19 protein-coding genes are annotated in these 20,354 nt (G+C 57.0%); 13 read left to right on the top strand and 6 right to left on the bottom strand.

From position 1 onward, the window contains the following. Positions 1 to 202: 202 nt before the first annotated feature. From nudF to parE, 5 genes are read left to right on the top strand one after another with little or no spacing between them, the layout of a single operon-like run. Complete coding sequence (gene nudF, locus HV242_RS19850) at positions 203 to 835, top strand: ADP-ribose diphosphatase (RefSeq protein ID WP_014171643.1); 633 nt, start codon at positions 203 to 205, stop codon at positions 833 to 835. Beyond that, complete coding sequence (locus HV242_RS19845; protein ID WP_014833293.1) at positions 832 to 1,254, top strand: DUF1249 family protein; 423 nt, start codon at positions 832 to 834, stop codon at positions 1,252 to 1,254. Before nudF ends, HV242_RS19845 begins: the two co-directional genes overlap by 4 nt. Before the next feature lie 27 nt (positions 1,255 to 1,281). Continuing rightward, positions 1,282 to 2,109: a 3',5'-cyclic-AMP phosphodiesterase gene (gene cpdA, locus HV242_RS19840; RefSeq protein WP_020883638.1), complete on the top strand. Its 828-nt coding sequence runs from the start codon at positions 1,282 to 1,284 to the stop codon at positions 2,107 to 2,109. Further along, positions 2,109 to 2,690, top strand: a complete 582-nt coding sequence (gene yqiA / locus HV242_RS19835; protein WP_025203008.1) for an esterase YqiA — start codon at positions 2,109 to 2,111, stop codon at positions 2,688 to 2,690. Before cpdA ends, yqiA begins: the two co-directional genes overlap by 1 nt. Before the next feature lie 28 nt (positions 2,691 to 2,718). After that, positions 2,719 to 4,611: a DNA topoisomerase IV subunit B gene (parE, locus tag HV242_RS19830; protein ID WP_020883640.1), complete on the top strand. Its 1,893-nt coding sequence runs from the start codon at positions 2,719 to 2,721 to the stop codon at positions 4,609 to 4,611. Between the two features lie 83 nt (positions 4,612 to 4,694). On the opposite strand, the gene HV242_RS19825 is transcribed toward parE, so the two are convergent. After that, positions 4,695 to 6,836, bottom strand: coding sequence for a TonB-dependent siderophore receptor (locus tag HV242_RS19825; RefSeq protein WP_047355865.1), 2,142 nt, complete (start codon positions 6,834 to 6,836; stop codon positions 4,695 to 4,697). A 384-nt stretch (positions 6,837 to 7,220) separates the two neighbouring features. On the opposite strand from HV242_RS19825, the gene HV242_RS19820 reads away from it, so the two are divergent. Genes HV242_RS19820 through HV242_RS19800 form a run of 5 tightly spaced genes read left to right on the top strand, consistent with a single transcriptional unit; the run spans position 7,221 to position 11,894 of the window. Continuing rightward, positions 7,221 to 8,033 carry an ABC transporter ATP-binding protein gene (locus HV242_RS19820; protein ID WP_044859191.1) on the top strand — a complete coding sequence of 271 codons (813 nt, stop codon included), beginning with the start codon at positions 7,221 to 7,223 and terminating at the stop codon, positions 8,031 to 8,033. Continuing rightward, the gene (locus HV242_RS19815) at positions 8,030 to 9,013 is read left to right on the top strand and encodes a FecCD family ABC transporter permease (protein ID WP_050737302.1); all 984 of its coding nucleotides are present in this window, start codon (positions 8,030 to 8,032) and stop codon (positions 9,011 to 9,013) included. The genes HV242_RS19820 and HV242_RS19815 overlap by 4 nt, the downstream gene beginning before the upstream one ends. Beyond that, a complete protein-coding gene (locus HV242_RS19810; protein WP_040018823.1) occupies positions 9,010 to 10,050 on the top strand; it encodes a FecCD family ABC transporter permease in 1,041 nt (346 codons plus the stop codon). The genes HV242_RS19815 and HV242_RS19810 overlap by 4 nt, the downstream gene beginning before the upstream one ends. 9 nt (positions 10,051 to 10,059) lie before the next feature. Further along, positions 10,060 to 11,010 (top strand): iron-siderophore ABC transporter substrate-binding protein, encoded by a 951-nt coding sequence (locus HV242_RS19805; protein ID WP_020883645.1) that lies wholly within the window; start codon positions 10,060 to 10,062, stop codon positions 11,008 to 11,010. Beyond that, positions 11,007 to 11,894: a MurR/RpiR family transcriptional regulator gene (locus HV242_RS19800; RefSeq protein WP_014171632.1), complete on the top strand. Its 888-nt coding sequence runs from the start codon at positions 11,007 to 11,009 to the stop codon at positions 11,892 to 11,894. The genes HV242_RS19805 and HV242_RS19800 overlap by 4 nt, the downstream gene beginning before the upstream one ends. 5 nt (positions 11,895 to 11,899) lie before the next feature. Here the strand turns inward: HV242_RS19800 and HV242_RS19795 are convergent, their stop codons facing one another. Beyond that, complete coding sequence (locus HV242_RS19795; RefSeq protein WP_032680286.1) at positions 11,900 to 12,739, bottom strand: AraC family transcriptional regulator; 840 nt, start codon at positions 12,737 to 12,739, stop codon at positions 11,900 to 11,902. A 166-nt stretch (positions 12,740 to 12,905) separates the two neighbouring features. On the opposite strand from HV242_RS19795, the gene HV242_RS19790 reads away from it, so the two are divergent. From HV242_RS19790 to HV242_RS19780, 3 genes are read left to right on the top strand one after another with little or no spacing between them, the layout of a single operon-like run. Then, on the top strand, positions 12,906 to 14,720 hold the full coding sequence (locus HV242_RS19790) for a DUF2264 domain-containing protein (protein WP_050737301.1): 1,815 nt from the start codon (positions 12,906 to 12,908) through the stop codon (positions 14,718 to 14,720). A 32-nt stretch (positions 14,721 to 14,752) separates the two neighbouring features. Beyond that, positions 14,753 to 16,018, top strand: a complete 1,266-nt coding sequence (locus HV242_RS19785) for an oligosaccharide MFS transporter (protein WP_025203155.1) — start codon at positions 14,753 to 14,755, stop codon at positions 16,016 to 16,018. 27 nt (positions 16,019 to 16,045) lie between these two features. Beyond that, the gene (locus tag HV242_RS19780) at positions 16,046 to 17,233 is read left to right on the top strand and encodes a glycoside hydrolase family 88 protein (protein WP_020883650.1); all 1,188 of its coding nucleotides are present in this window, start codon (positions 16,046 to 16,048) and stop codon (positions 17,231 to 17,233) included. 58 nt (positions 17,234 to 17,291) lie between these two features. Here HV242_RS19780 and HV242_RS19775 read toward each other — a convergent pair whose 3' ends face one another. The 4 genes from HV242_RS19775 to qseB all read right to left on the bottom strand — a co-directional run bounded on the left by HV242_RS19775 (position 17,292) and on the right by qseB (position 20,329). Then, positions 17,292 to 17,606 carry a putative quinol monooxygenase gene (locus tag HV242_RS19775; protein ID WP_014171627.1) on the bottom strand — a complete coding sequence of 105 codons (315 nt, stop codon included), beginning with the start codon at positions 17,604 to 17,606 and terminating at the stop codon, positions 17,292 to 17,294. Between the two features lie 30 nt (positions 17,607 to 17,636). Beyond that, entirely contained in the window at positions 17,637 to 18,218 is a 582-nt protein-coding gene (locus HV242_RS19770; protein WP_014171626.1) for an NAD(P)H-dependent oxidoreductase, read from the bottom strand. Positions 18,219 to 18,323: 105 nt separating this feature from the next. Beyond that, entirely contained in the window at positions 18,324 to 19,673 is a 1,350-nt protein-coding gene (qseC, locus tag HV242_RS19765) for a quorum sensing histidine kinase QseC (RefSeq protein WP_032680289.1), read from the bottom strand. Then, positions 19,670 to 20,329 carry a quorum sensing response regulator transcription factor QseB gene (gene qseB, locus HV242_RS19760; protein WP_040018828.1) on the bottom strand — a complete coding sequence of 220 codons (660 nt, stop codon included), beginning with the start codon at positions 20,327 to 20,329 and terminating at the stop codon, positions 19,670 to 19,672. The genes qseC and qseB overlap by 4 nt, the downstream gene beginning before the upstream one ends. Positions 20,330 to 20,354 lie beyond the last annotated feature (25 nt).

Below are 20,354 nucleotides of genomic sequence, written 5' to 3'. Positions count from 1 at the left end.
GCATTCCTTGTTGTGAAGCAGTATTAGCGCTGATCTAATTAAAAAATAATTGCCGATTCTAACAGAATCTTCCATACCAAAAGGTTGGCGTTACGTGCCATCTGGCGGTAATTTGCACCAATCTACCATATAGCCTTACAAACGGCAGCCAAACAGCCTTGAAATTCATAATTTCATCACCATTGCTACCAGGACTCGACTCATGCAAAAACCAGAAAACTTGCCCGTGACATTCGCGAAAAACGATGTAGAAATTATTGCACGAGAAACGCTTTATAGCGGTTTTTTTTCAATGGAACTTTACCGTTTCAGGCATCGCCTGTTTAACGGCGAAATGAGCGGTGAAATCAGACGCGAAATTTTTGAGCGCGGGCATGCGGCAGTCTTGCTACCCTTTGACCCAGTGCGTGATGAAGTCGTGCTGGTGGAGCAGATCCGCATTGCCGCGTATGACGTCAGCGCCAGCCCCTGGCTGCTGGAGATGGTGGCCGGCATGATTGAAGAGGGCGAATCGGTCGAAGACGTTGCCCGCCGCGAGGCGCTGGAAGAGGCGGGGCTGGTGGTTGGCCGGACAAAACCGGTGCTGAGTTATCTGGCAAGCCCAGGCGGCACCAGCGAGCGCTTGTCCATTATGGTGGGCGAAGTGGACGCCACGACGGCGGAAGGGATCCACGGTCTGGCAGATGAAAACGAAGATATTCGGGTTCATGTGGTGAGTCGGGAGCAGGCTTATCAGTGGGTAGAAGAGGGGAAAATCGACAACGCAGCGTCTGTCATCGCTCTGCAATGGCTGCAACTGCATTATCAGACTTTACGAAACGAGTGGAAAAAATGAAGCGTTATACACCTGACTTCCCAGAAATGATGCGCCTGTGCGAAACCAATTTCGCACAATTGCGCCGCCTGCTGCCGAAAAACGACGCACCCGGCGAAACGGTGAGCTATCAGGTGAGCAACGCGCAGTATCGATTAACGATAACAGAATCAACGCGCTACACTACGCTTGTCGAAATTGAACAAACGGCGCCCAGCATTAGCTACTGGAGCCTGCCGTCGATGACGGTGCGCCTTTACCATGACGCGATGGTCGCTGAAGTGTGTTCAAGCCAGCAGATCTTTCGCTTCAAAGCGCGGTATGATTATCCGAATAAAAAGTTGCATCAACGCGACGAAAAGCATCAAATTAACCAGTTTTTAGCCGACTGGCTAAGATATTGTTTAGCACATGGAGCAATGGCGATTCCGGTTTGTTAGCGTCATAAACCTACCTAAGGACACCATTTGGAAAGCCTGTTGAACCTGACTGTTGCTGGTGGGGCACCAGTCAGGATATTACAAATCACCGATACCCACCTTTTTGCCGAAAAGCATGAAACTCTGCTTGGGGTGAATACCTGGGAGAGCTATCAGGCGGTACTTAGCGCCATTCACGCTGAAAATCGCCCATGCGATCTGATTGTCGCGACGGGCGATCTGGCGCAGGACCAATCCTCCGCGGCCTACCAGCATTTCGCTGAAGGCATCGCGAGTTTTAGCGTGCCTTGCGTCTGGCTACCGGGAAACCACGATTTCCAGCCTGCCATGTACAGCTCGCTGCAGGATGCGGGGATCTCTCCGGCAAAATGTGTTTTTGTGGGTGAGCACTGGCAGATCCTGCTGCTGGACAGCCAGGTCTTTGGCGTCCCACACGGTGAGTTAAGCGACTTTCAACTCGACTGGCTTGAGACCAAACTGTCTGCCGAACCTGAACGTCATACGCTGCTGTTGCTGCATCATCATCCTTTGCCGGCGGGCTGTAGCTGGCTTGATCAACACAGCCTGCGTAACTCTGCTGCGCTGGACAGAGTGCTGGCGAAATTCCCGCGGGTGCAGAATCTCCTGTGCGGACACATTCATCAGGAACAGGATCTCGACTGGAATGGCCGCCGACTGCTGGCCACGCCCTCGACCTGCGTTCAGTTCAAGCCGCATTGCGCAAACTTTACCCTGGACACCATCGCACCGGGCTGGCGCTGGCTCGAACTGCATCCCGATGGCCTGCTCACCACGGAAGTCTGCCGTTTAACCGGCGCAAAATTCCGCCCGGACACCGCTTCAGAAGGCTATTGATGTCTACGCTCCTCTATCTGCACGGATTCAACAGTTCGCCACGTTCTGCGAAAGCGACGCAGTTTCGCCAGTGGCTGAGCGAACATCACCCGCACGTTGAGATGATTATCCCTCAACTGCCGCCTTACCCGGCGGAAGCCGCAGAAATGCTGGAATCGGTAGTGATGGAACACGGCGGCGAATCGTTCGGCGTGGTCGGTTCTTCGCTGGGCGGATATTACGCCACCTGGCTCTCGCAATGTTTTATGCTGCCTGCGGTGGTGGTTAACCCGGCGGTTCGGCCATTTGAGCTGCTGCGGGACTTTCTCGGGCAAAACGAGAACCCCTACACCGGCCAACAATATGTGCTAGAGTCACGCCATATTTACGATCTCAAAGTTATGCAGGTAGACCCGCTTGAAGCGCCCGATCTTATCTGGTTGCTGCAACAGACGGGTGATGAAGTGCTGGATTACCGCCAGGCAGTGGCGTATTACGCATCCTGCCGCCAGACTATAGAAGAAGGCGGAAACCATGCTTTCACGGGCTTTGAGAATCATTTCACCCAGATTGTCGATTTTCTTGGACTGCACAGCCACTGACAATCAATGCGAACTGCTAGTTTAAATCATGACGCAAACCTATAACGCTGATGCCATTGAGGTACTCACCGGGCTTGAGCCGGTTCGCCGCCGCCCTGGGATGTACACCGATACGACACGCCCAAACCATCTGGGCCAGGAAGTTATTGATAACAGTGTGGATGAAGCGCTGGCTGGCCATGCCAAACGCGTCGACGTCATCCTCCATGCCGATCAGTCGCTGGAAGTCATCGACGACGGACGCGGCATGCCGGTGGATATCCACCCGGAAGAGGGTGTGCCAGCCGTTGAGTTGATCCTCTGTCGTCTTCATGCGGGCGGTAAGTTCTCCAACAAAAACTACCAGTTCTCGGGTGGTTTGCACGGCGTGGGGATCTCCGTGGTTAACGCCCTGTCGAGACGCGTGGAAGTCAACGTCCGCCGCGACGGTCAGGTGTATAACATCGCCTTTGAAAACGGCGAGAAGGTGCAGGATCTGCAGGTCGTCGGCACGTGCGGCAAGCGCAATACCGGAACCAGCGTCCACTTCTGGCCTGACGAAAGCTTCTTCGACAGTCCTCGTTTCTCTGTTTCACGCCTGACGCACCTGCTGAAAGCCAAAGCGGTACTGTGCCCTGGCGTAGAAATTACCTTTAAAGATAACGTCAACAACACCGAACAGACCTGGCGCTATGAAGACGGTCTGAACGACTATCTGTGCGAAGCCGTTAACGGCCTGCCAACCCTGCCGGAAAAACCGTTTGTCGGTAATTTCACCGGTGATACGGAAGCAGTGGACTGGGCGCTGTTGTGGCTGCCGGAAGGCGGCGAGCTGCTGACCGAAAGCTACGTCAACCTGATCCCGACCATGCTTGGCGGTACGCACGTCAACGGTCTGCGTCAGGGGCTGCTGGATGCAATGCGCGAGTTCTGCGAATACCGCAACATTCTGCCCCGCGGCGTGAAGCTGTCGGCGGAAGATATCTGGGATCGCTGCGCCTACGTCCTGTCGGTGAAGATGCAGGATCCGCAGTTTGCCGGTCAGACCAAAGAACGTTTGTCCTCACGTCAGTGTGCAGCGTTCGTCTCCGGCGTGGTCAAAGATGCTTTCACCCTGTGGCTGAACCAGAACGTGCAGGCCGCCGAGATGCTGGCAGAAATGGCCATTTCCAGCGCCCAGCGACGTCTGCGTGCTGCCAAGAAGGTGGTGCGTAAAAAACTGACCAGTGGCCCGGCGCTTCCGGGCAAGCTGGCGGACTGTACCGCGCAGGATCTGAACCGCACCGAGCTGTTCCTCGTGGAAGGGGACTCGGCAGGGGGCTCTGCCAAGCAGGCGCGCGATCGTGAATATCAGGCGATCATGCCGCTCAAGGGTAAGATCCTGAACACCTGGGAAGTGTCGTCGGATGAAGTGCTGGCCTCGCAGGAAGTGCATGATATCTCCGTTGCGATCGGCATCGATCCGGACAGCGACGATCTGAGCCAGCTGCGCTACGGTAAGATCTGTATCCTCGCGGATGCGGACTCCGATGGTCTGCACATCGCCACGCTGCTGTGCGCGCTGTTTGTGAAGCACTTCAGGACGCTGGTGAAAAACGGTCACGTCCACGTGGCGCTGCCGCCGCTCTACCGTATCGACCTCGGCAAAGAAGTTTACTACGCGCTGACGGAAGAGGAAAAAGCGGGCGTACTGGAACAGCTCAAGCGTAAGAAGGGCAAACCGAACGTGCAGCGCTTTAAAGGGCTGGGCGAGATGAACCCGATGCAGTTGCGCGAAACCACGCTGGATCCAAACACCCGCCGCCTGGTGCAATTGACCATCAGCGACGAAGACGAACAGCAAACCAACGCCATGATGGATATGCTGCTTGCCAAGAAGCGTTCGGAAGACCGACGCAACTGGCTGCAGGAAAAAGGCGATATGGCGGATATTGAGGCCTGATGCCCTCTCTTTACCCCTCTCCCACCGGGAGAGGGGATGGAACGAAGGCCCGGTAGGCGCTAGCGCCACCGGGCTTTTTTACATCAAAATTCCATCTTCACCGTAAACTGCACTTCACGCGGATCGCCTGGCTGGTTGCCGAGGTTATTGGTCGCAATCGACGAGGTGTAGTAGGTCTTATCAAACAGGTTCTTCACGTTGACCTGCAGCGTCACCGGATACTGTAGCTTCATTTTATAGGCCGCAAAGGCATCAGCAACAACGTACCCTGGCAAATAATAATCCGCACCGTTGGTCGCGGAGCGACGGCTCACGCCGTGTCCACCGCCGCCAATTGTCAGGGTATTCCCGCCGATGACATTGTGAATATCGTACGTCAGGAACAGCGAACCGGTATGGCGCGGCACGTTTGGTAGCGGTTTGCCGGCGTAATCCGGGTCTTCCAGCACTTTCGCATCGGTGTAGCCATAGCTGGCAATAATATTGGTGTTCTCGGTCAGAGAGCCTGCCAGATCCACTTCCACACCCTGCGAGCGCACGCGGCCAGCGGTTTTAGCAATGTTTTCACCCGCCACGCTTTCGGTGTACAGCACGTTGCGCTTGTGGATATCAAACAGCGCGATGTTGGCGGTAATACCGTTGAACAGGTCAAATTTAGCGCCGACTTCGTAGGCATTGGACGTTTCTGGCGGCAGGTCGCCAATGTAGCTCGCGATGGACGATTGCGGCATAAACGTCTGGGCGTAGTTCGCAAACAGCGAGACGGATGGCGTGAGCTTGTAGACCAGCCCTAGCTTTGGCGTCCACTGCTCGTCGCGGCTGTCGGTATTGACGTTGAACGGCCGGCCCTTGCCCGCGTACTGGGTGTAATACTGATAACGCAGCCCGGCGACGGCAATCCATTTATCCGTCAGGTACAGGGCGTCCTGAGCATAAGCGGAGTAACTCTCCTGTTTGAGCGTCTGATCGCTGTCCGCGGCGGAAACGGTCGTACACTTGCTCAGATTGCCGTAAGACGGATGGTAAATATTGAAATCTTTTACATTCTTACAGCGAATCATATCCGTGCGCAGCAGGTCGTAATTCTCATACGACACGCCGGTCAGGATCTCATTGTAAAAGCCCGCGATATCCACGTTCCCCTGCAGGTCTGCACGGGTGGAATGCATGCGCTGCGTCGAGCCTTGCGTCGCATCCACACGACGGGTCAGGTTGCCGGTTTTCGCGTCATAGGCCATCACCCGCGCCTGGTTATCGCTGTATTTATCCTGGCTGTAACTGTAATCGAACTTCGCCGTCCACTGGCTGTTAAGGCGGTATTCCGCGTTGAGCTGCGCCAGATCGGACTGGCCATCGGTAATGTTGAACGGCTCGTCAAACCGGGTTTTACGGTCAACATTCACCGGCTGTTTGGTCGTGAGATCGAAGATCGTACCGCGATCGAACGGCGTCTTATAATCACGATGTGAATAGAGCACGGTCACGGTGGCGTCATCGCCAAACCAGGTCAGCGAGGGCGCGATAAAGGTGCTGCGCGCCTTGCCGAAACTTCGCCAGTAATCTTCGTCCTGGTACTCGCCCGTCAGGCGGTAAGCCAGGCGCGTTCCTTCAATGGGACCTGTGACATCGAGCTGGCCGGTACCGCCGCCAAAACTTGAGGAGGTGCCCGAGATCGAACCGCCAAACTGTTTTTCCGGACGTCGGGTGACCACATTGATAAGCCCTCCCGGATCGAGGATGCCGTACAGCGTTGAGGCCGGTCCCTTGAGGACTTCCACACGCTCGGTGGCCGCGTTAAAGCTGCGCGGCAGCACGGTGCGCAGGCCGTTGGTCATGATTGAGCCGTCGCGGTTCGCGCCAAATCCACGGCGTACAAACGCATCCTGCGTGCCGCCCAGCGTGTTGGTCTGCACCACGTTACTGACGTTATAGAGGGCTTCATCCAGCGTGGTAGCGTGCTGATCTTCCAGCACTTTATCGCTGACAGTATTTACCACCTGCGGGATATCCAGCATCGGCATATTGGTCAGTGTGGCGGTGGAGGTGTTCAGCGGCTGATAGCCGTTGGTGGCATCGGCCACGGCATTAGGATCGGCGGTGACGGTAAGCGTTTCGCCGTCCTGAGCCGCAGTGTTGTCTGCTGCCTGTACCAGCGGCGCCATAAACAGCAGTGAAAAGAGCGCGCGCCCTTTTACCCCAGAGAGTGAAGGAGTGAACGTAGCCATTACATCTGTTTTCCCGAAATATCCCGCGAATGAAGCGTCACGGAAGAATGTGTGAGTCATTGCCCTTTACGGTCTGCTCGTTAGCCATCGCTGGCATCGAACATGTAATTGAGAATCATTCAATCATGCGCTGATGTAGTAGTAAATGGAAAAAAGCAAAAATCGACTACAGCAGTACGTCCCCTCTGATACTTAGCCGGGTAAGTAATTAACTTATTGAAAATAAATTAATTAATGCATTTAGCGGTTTTCCCGATCCTGCCCGATAACCCTGGGGTTTTAAGGGTGTTTCTTCTCTTGACTACTACATGGCGCAGCGGCAAACTCTCAAAAGAGAATGAGTTTTATTTTTATTTGTTAGTTTTTTATTAAGTTGGCGTTCACGTGGCTCACAACACGAATAAGTCAGGACTGGTTCTTGAGAACCTCTCTGCTGGCTATCAGAAAAAAATCATCGTCGATGAGATCTCGCTTGCGATCCCCCCACAGAAAATAACCGTTCTGGTGGGCGCGAACGGCTGTGGAAAATCCACGCTACTGAGCACGATCGCACGTTTGCTGCAACCTCTCGGGGGAGCTGCGCTGCTGGATGGCAAAGCCATTCATCAACAGCCAACCAAAGCGGTCGCCCGTCAGCTGGGCATTCTGCCGCAGTCACCGCTGTTGCCGGAAGGGTTAACCGTGTTTGAGCTGGTTTCGCGCGGGCGTTTCCCCTGGCAAAATTTTATGCGCCAGTGGAGTGACGAAGACGAGCAGGCCGTGGAAGAGGCACTGCGCCTGACCGGTACGGCGGAGTTTGCCCATTTGCCGGTGGAAAGCCTTTCCGGCGGCCAGCGTCAGCGCTGCTGGATTGCGATGGCGCTTGCGCAGCAAACGCCCTATATCCTGCTCGACGAGCCGACAACGTTTCTTGACCTCCGCTATCAGGTGGAAATCCTTGAACTGCTGCATACGCTGACCCGCCAGCACGGGCGTACCGTCGTGGTGGTGCTGCACGATCTTAACTTCGCGGTGAACTACGGTGATTCCCTGGTCTTTTTACGCCAGGGGAAAGTAGAGGGCGTGCTTCACGAGGGCGATACCTGTACGCCGGAACTGATCAAAGCGGTGTTTGATGTTGACGTACATATGTCAGTTAATCCGCTCACCGGCAAACCGTTCTTCATGCCGTTTCGCCAGGTCGCAGAAAAATCATGATACGAACGTCACTGGCTTTTCTGCTTTTTGCGCTGCTGCTGGTGATGGGCGCAATTGCACATCTGGGCACGGGCGCACGCGTTATTTCTCCCCTGACGGTCGTGCAGGCTTTTGTCGATTTCGACCCGCGCAATTTCGACCATAACATCATTATCAGGCTGCGCCTGTTACGCCTCCTTGCGGCCATGCTGACCGGCGCTGCACTTGGCGTGGCAGGCGTCTTGCTGCAGTCCGTTATCCGTAACCCGCTGGGTGAGCCACATATTCTGGGGCTGAATGCCGGCGCCGCGCTGGCCGTCGTGCTGACAAGCGCACTCGGGTTCACTCTGCCGTTTGGCCGCCCGCTGATTGCCGCCGCCGGCGCCGCCGCACTGTTTCTGCTGGTACTGATGCTCTCCTCTTCGGGACGCACCGGGTTGACGCCGATGAAAGTCACCTTGTGCGGGGTGGCGATGTCGGCGTTCGCCTCCTCGATTACCGCCACGGTCCTGATCCTCGATGAGCAGACGCTTCTCGCCTTACGCACCTGGCTGGCGGGGGATTTGGCCGGGATAACAGAAGGGACGCTTCGCAGCGCTTCGTGGGCCGCTGGCGCGGGTTTCGCCCTTGCGCTCTGGCTGTCGCCATCACTCAATATGCTGGCACTGGGAGACCGGATGGCCCAGGGGCTTGGCGTATCGCTTCTCAGGACGCGCCTGTTCGCGCTGCTGGCAATCGCGCTGCTGTGCGGCGCGGCAGTCTCCGTTGCCGGGCCGATTGGTTTTATTGGCCTCGTGGTGCCGCAGCTGATACGGCGTCTGGTGACGGTGGATCTGCGCGTGATGGTGCCGCTTTCAGCCCTGTGTGGAGGGTTGGTTTTGCTGCTGGCGGATCTCGCCGCCCGCACGCTGTTTACCCCTAATGAACTGGCGACCGGCATTATGACCGCGCTGGTCGGTGCTCCCGTCTTTATCTTTATGGCCTCGAGGGCGTTCAAATGAGCCGGGCCGGACTGCGCGCGTTGCGTATTGGCACCTTTTCAACGCTGGTACGCCCGAGGGCGCTGGCCTGCCTTGCGCTGATTTCACTCACGGCCTTTATCCTGCTCGGGTTTGGCCTGACGCACGGCTCGCTGCCGATCCCGACGTCGGCCATCGGACGGGCGCTGCTGTATCCGCAAAGTCTGGAGGCGGATACGCGCTACATCGTGATGGATATCCGTCTGCCGCGTCTGCTGATGGCGGTGTTATGCGGTGCCATGCTCGGCATGGCGGGGGCAGCGATGCAGTCTGTCACCCGTAATGGCCTTGCCGACCCGGGGCTTATCGGCGTGAAAGAGGGATGTAGCGCGGCGGTGCTGGTGCTGATTTTTCAGTTCCCGGCGCTCAGCCTGGCCTGGCGACCGCTGGCGGGAATGGCGGGGGGCATACTCACCGCGCTGCTGGTGGTGGCGCTGGCGCGCGATATTTCGCGGCCGCGATTTATCCTGACGGGGATCGGTGTTTCATGGGCGTTTGCCGCGGCAATGGGGGTCTTTATGACCACCGCCGACGTGCGTGACGTGCAAACGGCGATGCTGTGGCTGGCGGGAAGCCTGCATGCCGCAAACTGGACGCTGGTGGGCATTGCGGCAGCCTGGACGCTGCCGGCATTTGCGCTATTGCTGTTGACCGCGCGCGCCGCAGACGTGGCCCTGATGGGCAACCCCACCGCAACGGGGCTTGGCGTACACACCTCACGGCTGGCGCTGCTGCGCGTGCTTGCCCCGGTGGTGCTAACCGCGGCCTGCGTCTCCTGCGTGGGCAGTATCGGTTTTGTGGGACTGATTGCGCCACATATGGCACGCCTGCTGCTGCGCGGCGGACAAACCGCGCTGCTGGCGGGAAGTGCCGTGCTGGGTGCGCTGCTGGTTCTGCTGGCAGATAACGTCGGACGTCTGGCTTTCCTGCCGCTGCAGCTGCCGGCAGGCGTAGTCATTTCATTGATTGGCGGACCGTTTTTCCTGCTGCTGCTCTGGCAGCGACGGGACAGATTTTAGGGGATGGTGATGCGTATACTTTTTTCGATGTTGTTGCTGGTGGGATTTACCGTGAGTGCGGCGGAGCCGACGCAGACGTTTACCGACGATCTGAACCGCAAAGTGACTGTGCCCCTTCATCCGAAGCGGATTGTCTCGCTGCACGATCTGGATATCACCATTCCGCTGATTGAGCTCGGCGTGCCGCCAGTGGCAAGCCACGGGCGCACGCGGCCGGACGGTAGCCATTTTCTGCGCGCCAGCGGCATGCTGACGGGCGTTGATTTTGATAACGCCGACATCAAATTTATCGGCTCCGCGGATATCGACATCGAGGCCATCGCCGCTGCAAAGCCGGATCTGATCATCACCGAACCAACCCGTAACACGCCGGTTGAACAGCTGGAGAAAATTGCCCCGACGGTGAGTATCGATCATCTCGATGGCGGCGCGCCGGAGATCTACCGCAAGCTGGCACAGCTCACGGGCACCGAAGCCCGGCTGAAGATCCTTGAACGTCGCTATCAGGAGCAGATTAACGCCCTGAAAGCGACCATCGACACCCGCAACATCACCGTGTCGGTGATACAGGCCAACCAGGGCAAAATCAACGCCATGCACAGCTACCACTCGCTGGGGCGCGTGCTGCGTGACGCAGGATTCACATTCCCGCCGCTGATTGAGTCCATCCCTGACGGCGGTCGAATTGACGTCAGCGCCGAGCGTCTGCCCGAGCTGGATGCAGATTTTGTCTTTGCCACCTGGCGCGGGGATACCGGCGGCAAACCGCAGGATGAGCTGGCAGCGATGGATGCCGTGATGCCTGGCTGGTGTCAGTTCCTCAATGCCTGTCGCACCGGCCACTACATACTGATCTCCCGTGAAGAGGCCATCTCGAACTCCTTTGCCTCCTTAGGCCTGATGGCCGCCCAGGTGCAGTCGCAGATTGCCGGTCGACCGCTGCCGGAGGCGTCACAGTGATCAGAAAAGACAAAGCCCGGGTTGATGTCTATGGCGACCGCTTTCGCTCGCGGGGGCACCAGCTCACGCCGCGCCTGCTGCAGGTTGCGCGTTACATCAATGAAAACCGCGAAGCGGTGATGGAGCAGACGGCGATGGAAATTGCCGCGTTGCTGAAAACCTCGGACGCTACGGTGGTACGCGCCATTCAGGCTCTTGGCTTTGCCGGGCTGCGTGACCTGAAGCAGACTCTGGAGCAGTGGTTTGGGCCGGTGGTCTCCTCCAGCGAAAAAATGTCCACCACGGTGAATACGCTCACCAGCGACGTGAACGCGAGCATCGATTTTGTGCTGGAAGGGCATCAGCATACCTGTGACGTGCTATCCGAGCCGCACAACCGCTACGCAATGGCGCAGGCGGTGTCGTTGCTGGCGCAGGCACGCCAGGTCGCGATCTTTGGGATTGGTGCTTCCGGCATTCTGGCCGAGTACACTTCCCGGCTGTTCAGCCGTATCGGCCTGCCCGCTATTGCGCTCAACCGCACCGGCATTGGTCTGGCAGAGCAGTTGATAGCCTTACAGCGCGGCGACGTGCTGGTGATGATGGCGCAAAAATCGGCCCACCGGGAAGGACAAACTACGCTGCGTGAAGCGAAACGGCTGGGTATTCCCACGATATTGCTGACCAATGCTACGGACTCGCGCTTCAGCAAAGAGGCCAGCGTGGTGATCCACGTTCCGCGCGGCGGTGAAAAGGGCAAAATTCCGCTCCACGGCACGGTGCTGCTGTGTCTGGAGATGATCATTTTGTCTGTAGCGTCAACGGAGCCCCAGCGCACCATCAGGTCGATGAAGCGCATTAACGAATTTCATCGCGGGTTAAAACCGGGCAAGAAGAGCGGGTGAGGGGATCACGCCGCGCCATGATTTTTCCGGTACTGCAGCGGCGTCTCACCAATCCCTTTTTTAAAGGCGCTGATAAACCACGTCACGTCGGAAAATCCCACCTGCGCGGCAATCTCACGCACGCTGGCATCACTGTGCAGCAAGTACTCGCAGGCTTTTCGCAGCCGTAGCGTATTCAGATAGTCGTGGATCTTCTCGCCTGTTTCCGCATGGAATTTTCGCGATACATAGCTGCGTGATTTTCCCAGCTCAGCCGCCAGCGCATCCAGGCGAAATTTCTCCCGATAGTGCTCATCCAGCCAGAACATCACCTGACTTGCCACTCCCTGACTGCTCCCCGGGGCACCGTCGTTATCATCCGGCAGCATGGCAAACAGGCTAATCAACAGCCCGGCAATGTTTTCGCTATTCAGCGGCGGCTGATAACAGCCAAGAAGATAATCGATATGCTTCTGGCAATGCGCCAGGTCAGCGACCCAGGCCTCGCCGCCACGACGAGACAGCTTCTGCAGACGCTGCTGAGCCTGCGGAAAATCACGCAGGGTTTTCAGTACGGCATGCTGGTCGAGATGAATAATGGTGCGCCTGTAAAGGGCTTCTGCCTTCTCGTCCACCATCACCTTATGCAGGGTAAACGGTGGGAAGAAAAACAGCCGCCCGGGGCGCATGGTGTAATGACGGTTATCGACAATCGCCACGCCAAAGCCTTCTTCCACATAGAGAATTTCCAAACACTGATGCCAGTGGTGATAGCGCACCGTATTGGCGAACAGGCGGCTAAACGACACCACGGTGTCATTTAAGGTAATCAGCTCCAGATGATCGGATGTTGGCGTGTCGCGCATAGTGCAATAAAACTCAACTTTTTCCCGTCAGAATCTCTTTATAAACCACCTTTTTAAATTTTCTTAACTGCGGGTTTATTCATCGCTCTTACCTGTGACATGGCTAACATTTCTGCCCCGTGTGGATTCACTATGCTTTGCCGCAGTTGATTACGAGGGTGAGCGTATGTGGGCGGCAAATAAAGAAAAATCAAATCCGTTGTCTTCACGCCAGGATATCGTGGCGTCACTGAATACTCTGTTGAGTGCGCTGGATAAAGCGTTTGCGCCGGGCAGTTCACGATTTTCGCTGGGTGAAACCTGTGCGCATTACAGCACGGATATCGCGCAGATGGAGGGACTCTCACGTGCGCTATGGGGGCTGTTTCCGCTGCTGGCATCCGGCGATGCCAGCCCCTTTTGCGAAAAATACCTTACCGCGATCAAACTCGGCACCGATCCGCACAGTGACGGTTACTGGGGCGAAACCGGCCCCTACGATCAGCGTCTGGTCGAGATGGCGGCCTACGGTCTGGGGCTTGCCCTGCTGGGGGATAAACTCACCGCGCACTTCACCGGGCGCGAGGTCATAAACCTGCAGGCATGGCTCAACCAGATCACCCATGCGCAAATGCCGGACAGCAACTGGAACTACTTTGCCATTATGGTGCAGCTCGGTTTTAAGCGCGCCGGGCTGCCGTATGACCAGACGGCGATTGACCGACGGTTTGCGATGATGGAGGCCTATTACCTTGGCGATGGCTGGTATTCCGACGGGCCGGGGCGGCCGAAAGACTATTACATCTCGATGGCATTCCATTTCTACGGCCTGATTTACGCCACCCTGAGCGGTGACGAGGAGAGGGCGCAGGTGCTGCGAGCGCGTTCGCGTCTGTTCGCCGAAGACTTTATCTACTGGTCAGCCGCCGACGGTGCCTCGGTACCGTTTGGTCGCAGCCTGACCTATCGCTTTGCAATGGTCGCCTTCTGGAGTGCCGTCGCCTTTTCCGGTCTGGAGGTGTTCACGCCGGGGATTGTGAAGGGCATCGTGCTGCGCCATCTGCGCTGGTGGCAACAACAGCCCATCACCGATCGGGACGGCATTCTGACCCTCGGTTTTGCTTATCCGAACCTGGCGATGTGTGAGGACTATAACGCCCCCGGCTCGCCATACTGGGCGCTGAAAACCTACCTGATTCTGGCGATGCCGGAGGACCATCCGTTCTGGCAGGCTGAAGAGCAGCCGCTGCCCGCGCTTGCGGAAAAACGCGTCATCCCGCATGCACAGCAGATCCTGATGCATGCCGGTCAGTCGCAGCACGTCACTATGCTTACCGCCGGGCAGCTTGAGCTGAATAACTACGTGAATACGGAAGCCAAATACACCAAATTTGCCTACTCCAGCCGCTTTGGTTTCACGATTGAGCGCGGACGGTTTGGCCTGAAACATGCCGCCTGCGACTCCATGCTGCTGCTGGCAGACGGGGATAACTATTTCCGCGGTCGCCGCGAATGTGAAGCGGTGCGGGTCACTGAAGATTATCTCTACTCACGCTGGTCTCCGTGGCATGACGTCCATATCGAAACCTGGCAAGTGCCGTTTGGTGAGTGGCACCTGCGCCTGCACCGCATCAATAGCGCCCGTCGACTGAATACGGCGGAGGGCGGATTTGCGGTGATGAACACCGAACCGCAGATCCGTGAGAACGGATGCTGGCTTGTCGCCGGTAACGGTACCAGCGTGCTGGTCGATCTCTCTCCGGTGGTTAACCGTGAACCGGACAGCATCGTCACACCGCCGAACAGCAGCATTATGTTCCCGGAATGCGCTGCCATTCCGCTGTTGAAAACCACGCTTGCGCAGGGGGAGAGCTGGCTCTGTTGTGCAGCCGTCGCCGGCGAAAGCCAGCCGGTTATGGCAGTCCCACAACTGAATATTAGCGAGAACCGGGTTGTTATCCGCGAGCCCGGCAGTGAGCGACAGCTGTCGTTCTCATTATAAAAACTCTGACCCTACACGTCGGCGAGGATGATATGAAAAAGACCGCTACAACAAACAGAACTGAATATTACAAAATCAGCAGTTTTATATTTCTCTATTTCTTTACCTGGTCTGCCAGTATTGGCCTGCTGGCTATCTGGTTAGGCCAGAAAGCGAACCTCAGTGGTTCGGTGATTGGTACCGTATTTGCGGTGAACGGGATTTTCTCCGTCATTCTGAAGCCCATCTATGGCTATATTCTCGATAAGATCGGCATGAGCAAATACCTGCTCTATTTTGTGGTGGCAATGTCTGCCCTGATGGCGCCGTTCTTTATTTATGTCTATCAGCCGCTGTTAATGTCCAACACGCTGCTGGGGATTATTATTGGCGCACTCTATTTAAGCTTTGCCTGGTATGCGGGCGTGGCGGCGTGCGAATCCTATTCTGACCGTTTTAGCCGTTTAAACGGTATGGAGTTTGGTCAGATCCGGATGTGGGGCTCCCTTGGCTGGGCAGTGGCGTCCTCCTTCTCCGGCCTGCTGTTTAATCTCTCGCCAGCGTATAACTTTATTATGGGCAGCGTGGCATCGGTAGTGATGCTGATTGTCCTGTTGAGCCTGAAAGTGAACACTAACTCCGCACATGCCGGCGAAGTGCTGACAAAAGAGAAAATTGCCCCGTCAGACGTTTACGCGCTGCTGCGTAACCGTAAATTCTGGGCCTTCTGTCTGTACGTGGCCGGTGTGGCGTGGATGATGTTTATCGCCGAGCAGCAGTTTTCGCGCTATTTCGTGACCTTCTTTGATGATATTCACCAGGGCAATGCGGTGTTTGGTTATCTGGGGACCGTGCAGTCGGGAATGGAGTTTGTCATGTATATGGTGATCCCGCTGCTGGTGAACGCTATTGGCGCCAAACGTGGGCTGTTAATTGTCGGGCTGGTGGTCGGTGCGCGTCTGATTATTTCCGGTCTGTGTGATTCACATCTGTTAATTTCCATTCTTAAGCCGCTGTACGGTCTGGAAATTTGTCTGCTGCTGGTCTCCGTCTTTAAATATATTGCCGAACATTTCGATAAGCGCGTTAACGCCACCATGTATTTGCTGGGATATCAGGCGATGCTGTACGTCGGCAATGTCGTGGTCTCGTCGCCTGCTGGCTATATGTATGACCGCATCGGTTTCGAGAACACTTATATCATCATGGGCGCCACGGCGCTGATCTTCACGTTTATTTCTGCCTTTACGTTATCTGCCTGCCAGAGTAAATGGCGCGGCCCCCGCGCGCTGAACGTAGCAGAACCCTCATCACGATAATTAAGCCGTCAAAGAAGGAACCGAAATATGTTAAGTCGTATCGCAGAGGAACGCCTGCCCGCTATCCCCGTGCCCGTTGATTCGCGCGTATTCCGCGATGAACTGAGTTCAGCGCGCGACCATGTCCTCGCGCTGATTAGCCGCCATTTAACGGCGTTTGGTGAGCAGTTCCCGGCGGAAACCTGCCAGCAGGGTTTTTATCCGCTGACCGACAACGTGGAGTGGACCACCAGCTTCTGGACCGGGCAGCTGTGGCTGGCGTGGGAGATGAGCGGCGAAGCGAAATTCCGCGCGATGGCGGAAAAACATGTGCGCTCGTTTGGCCTGCGTATCGCCGGGCGCCACGACACTAACACCCACGATCTGGGCTTTTTGTATACGCTCTCCTGCGTGGCGGCCTGGCGACTGACCGGTAACCGTGAGGCGCGTGGCTTCTCGCTGCTGGCGGCGGAGGCGCTGCTGGAGCGCTTCCACGAGAAGGCAAAGATTATTCAGGCGTGGGGCGATCTGGCTGACCCGGAACAGGCCGGGCGGATGATTATCGACTGCAATATGAACCTGCCGCTGCTCTACTGGGCGAGCGAACAGACGGGCGATCCGCGCTTTGCCGATGCCGCCAAAGCACACGTGATGCAGGCAGCGAGGTACCTTATCCGTGAAGATGCCTCAACGTTCCACACCTACTATATGGATGTGCACACCGGCGCGCCGCGCTACGGCAATACTCAGCAAGGCTATGCCGATGACTCCTGCTGGTCGCGCGGGCAGGCGTGGGGAATTTACGGCTTCCTGTTGAGCTACATCTATACCGGTGATGCGACGATGATTGCCCTGTCGAAACGGCTGGCGAACTACTTCCTCAACCGTCTGCCGGAAGATTACGTCTGCCACTGGGACCTGGCGCTGGTCGGCACGGATGCGCTACGCGACGCGTCCTCGGCGGCGATTGCGGTATGTGGCCTGCTGGAGCTGGTGAAGCATCTGCCGGTGACCGACCCGGATCGCGAGCGGTATTCTGAATGGGCAAAAGGAATGATGTCGTCACTGACGAAACACTACCTGATGGGCAAAGATGAGAAGGGAACTGGGCTGCTGAAGCACTCCGTTTATCATCTGGCAAGCAATAAAGGCGTGGACGAGTGCGCGAGCTGGGGGGACTACTTCTACGTGGAGGCGTTGGTCAGGTTTACCCAAAGCTGGAAGTTGTACTGGTAATATGCCTCCCTGACCCTCTCCCGGAAGGGGGAGGGCAGGAATCAGGAACTGGGTAAACTTACACCCCTTGCTCCAGAATGCGGATATGCGTTTCCAGCACATCGCCCTTCACCGCGTCGCTCCACGCTTTCATGTGCGCGGTCTGCAGGTGGGCTTCAAGATGGGCCACGGTTTCCCACTGCTCAATCATAATGATCGAGTCTGGGGCAGTAGCCTGGAAGCTGGCGGTGGTGGTGGCGTCGACCATCGGCGCGTAGCCGTGGCAGCCTTCTTCCTTCAGTACGGTGGGGATAATTTTCACGAACTCATCCAGCACCGCCTGGCGGTGATGTTGGCCTGGACGAGTACGGATTTCAGCAATAACAGTAAGCATGGTTAACTCCTTCTAATTCCAGGTTACCAGTTAAGCAAAAATTTCCGCGAGATGCTTGCGATATTCTGCGATATAGCGCGGGACGTCAGGCATTTTGATGACGTCGTTAACGATAAAGGTTGGCAGCGGCGTCATTCCTAGGAACTGGTTAGCTTTGTGGAACGGCAAATACGCGCCGTCAACGCCCACCCCTTCGAAGAACTGATCTTTCTCGGTGAACGCTTCCAGCGGTGCGTTCCAGGTCAGGGACAGCATATATTTTTTGCCCTGAATCAGGCCGCCAGAACCGTATTTTTTGGATGCGTCGGAGCGGGTGCGACCGTCGCTGGCGTACAGTGCGCCATGGCCTTCGGTGAAGACATCATCCATGTATTTTTTCACGGTCCAGGGGGCGCCCATCCACCAGCCAGGCATCTGCCAGATAATCACGTCAGCCCACAGGAAGTTCTGCACTTCCGCGTTGACATCGTAATCGCTGTCCGCGCGCACGACCTTAACATCATGCCCGGCGTCGCGCAGAAAACCGTCCGCGACCTCGGTCAGGGTGTCATTCAGCTGGCCTTTAGAGTGCGCAAATTCTTTTGCACCGTTGATAATCAGAATGTTGCTCATGAGGTGTCCTCGAAGATGAAAGTATGGCGAGGATTTTACGCGCGCGAGCGATGCGGTTAAATGAGCAAAATGTGCAAAGTCTTTTGCATTAAACGCAATAATCCCTTACCAGCTGACCTTCACTTCGAAGCCGCCTTCTGCCGCATTGCCCAGCGCGACGCGCATACCATGCAGGGCGGCAATGCGCCTGACGATAGATAACCCCAGGCCGCTACCCGTTGCATCCTGTCCCGGTGGGCGATAAAAACGCTCACCAATACGCGCCAGCGCATCGGTGGAAACGCCGGGGCCGGTGTCACGCACGGTAAAACGCCGGGTGTCCAGCGTGACGTCCACCACGCTGCCATGCGGGCTATAACGCACGGCGTTGTCCAGCAGGTTACGCACCAGCAGGCTCAGCAGCAGCGGCTGGCCCTGACGTGTGACCTGCGGGGCATGAATGTTCAGGCGAATATCAATCCCGGCCTGCTGTGCCGGATGCCAGATATCCAGCACCGCCGACTGCAGGAGATCGGCCATCACGATCGGTTCGATATCGTCGAGGTTATCCAGCGAGTCCAGACGCGACAGCGTAAGGAGCTGATCCACCAGCCGGGATGCGCGATCGATACCCGCATGCAGCTGCGCCAGCGCTTTTTGCTGCGCCTGCGGATCGTCCTGATACAGTTGCGCCACGTCGGTTTGCACCTTCAGGGCCGCGAGAGGGCTGCGTAGCTCGTGCGCGGCATCTGAGGTAAAACGACGCTCGCGGGTCATCATCTCCTGGGTTCGCGTGAACAGATGGTTCAGCGAGTCGAGCAGCGGGCGCACCTCAGTGGGAACCCCCTGAGTCGGGAGCGCGTCGGTGGCATCCGGTGAGCGGGAGCGCAGGGTCTGCGCCAGTTTTTTTAACGGTTTCAGTTCCCGGCTCAGCAGAACGATCAGCAACAGCAGCATCAGAGGCAGCGCCACCAGCCACGGGGTCAACTGGGAGCTGACCACATCTACCGCCATCTCCTGGCGATACTCCCACTCCTGGCCGACCACCACGCGGTACTTCCCGTCGGGTGAGGTGAGCCATAAAAAACGCCACTCGTCGTTGTCGCCCTGTAGCCGTCCATTATCAAACCCGTCGCGGCGATAGTGGTACGGAATGTCCCGCCCGTTTTCGCCGTCATTTAATATCATCTTGCCGTCGGTGGCGTAGATGGCGAAGGCCAGCGCGTCGTCATCCAGACGACCGTGCTTCGCTTTTTTGGGGATCTCACGCATCCGTTCGGGGGCCCGGATCTCATCCAGATCCATGGTCAACAGCCGTTTGGCAAACAGCATCTGCTGCGTATCGAACAGCTTATCCAGCGTGTGGGTGGTCTGCTGCCAGGCGACCAGGCTTGCGGCAAACCACGCCGTCAGCGACAGCACTAAAAAGAGGAGCGTCAGGCGCAGCTTCAGGCTCAGGCGTTGGGTCAGTTTCATGCGTCACCCAGGGTATAGCCGATACCGTGCACGGTGCGGATAAATTCGCTGCCCAGTTTACGACGAAGATGGTGGACGTGGACTTCAACGGCGTTGCTGGAGACGTCGTCGTCCCAGGTGTAGAGCTTTTCCTCGATCAGCTTGCGCGGCAGCACGCGGCCCGCGTTACGCATCAGCAGCTCCAGCAGGGCGAACTCTTTCGGCTTGAGCGTCAGCGTTTCGCCGTCCAGCGTGGCCACGAGACTGGTGGGATCGAGCGTGACCTTTCCGTGGTGCAACTCGCTGCGGGTCTGGCCGTGGCTTCGGCGCACCAGCGCCTCAAGGCGGGCAGCCACTTCGATCAGTGCAAAGGGCTTGCACAGGTAATCATCCGCCCCCAGACGCAGCCCTTCGACACGCTGGTTCAACGCATCCCGCGCCGTCAGAATCAATACCGGCTCGCGGCGTCCGCTTTCGCGCCAGGCGCGCAGAATCTCCAGTCCGTCGATTTCCGGCAGCGTCAGATCCAGCACTACGGCATCATACGGTGCAGAATGAAGCGCGGTCTGGCCGGTTTTTCCGTCGGTGAACCAGTCCACGCTAAAGCCCATTTTGCTTAACCCCGCTTTGATGCCATCGCCGATCAGCTTGTCGTCTTCAACCAGTAAAATGCGCATGTTCCCTCCTTGATAACGTCAGTAA

The organism is Enterobacter sp. RHBSTW-00593 (assembly GCF_013784105.1).
GTDB lineage: Bacteria > Pseudomonadota > Gammaproteobacteria > Enterobacterales > Enterobacteriaceae > Enterobacter > Enterobacter ludwigii.
Note: the sequence above shows the minus strand (reverse complement) of the source record. Positions and strands in the feature narration are given on the sequence as shown.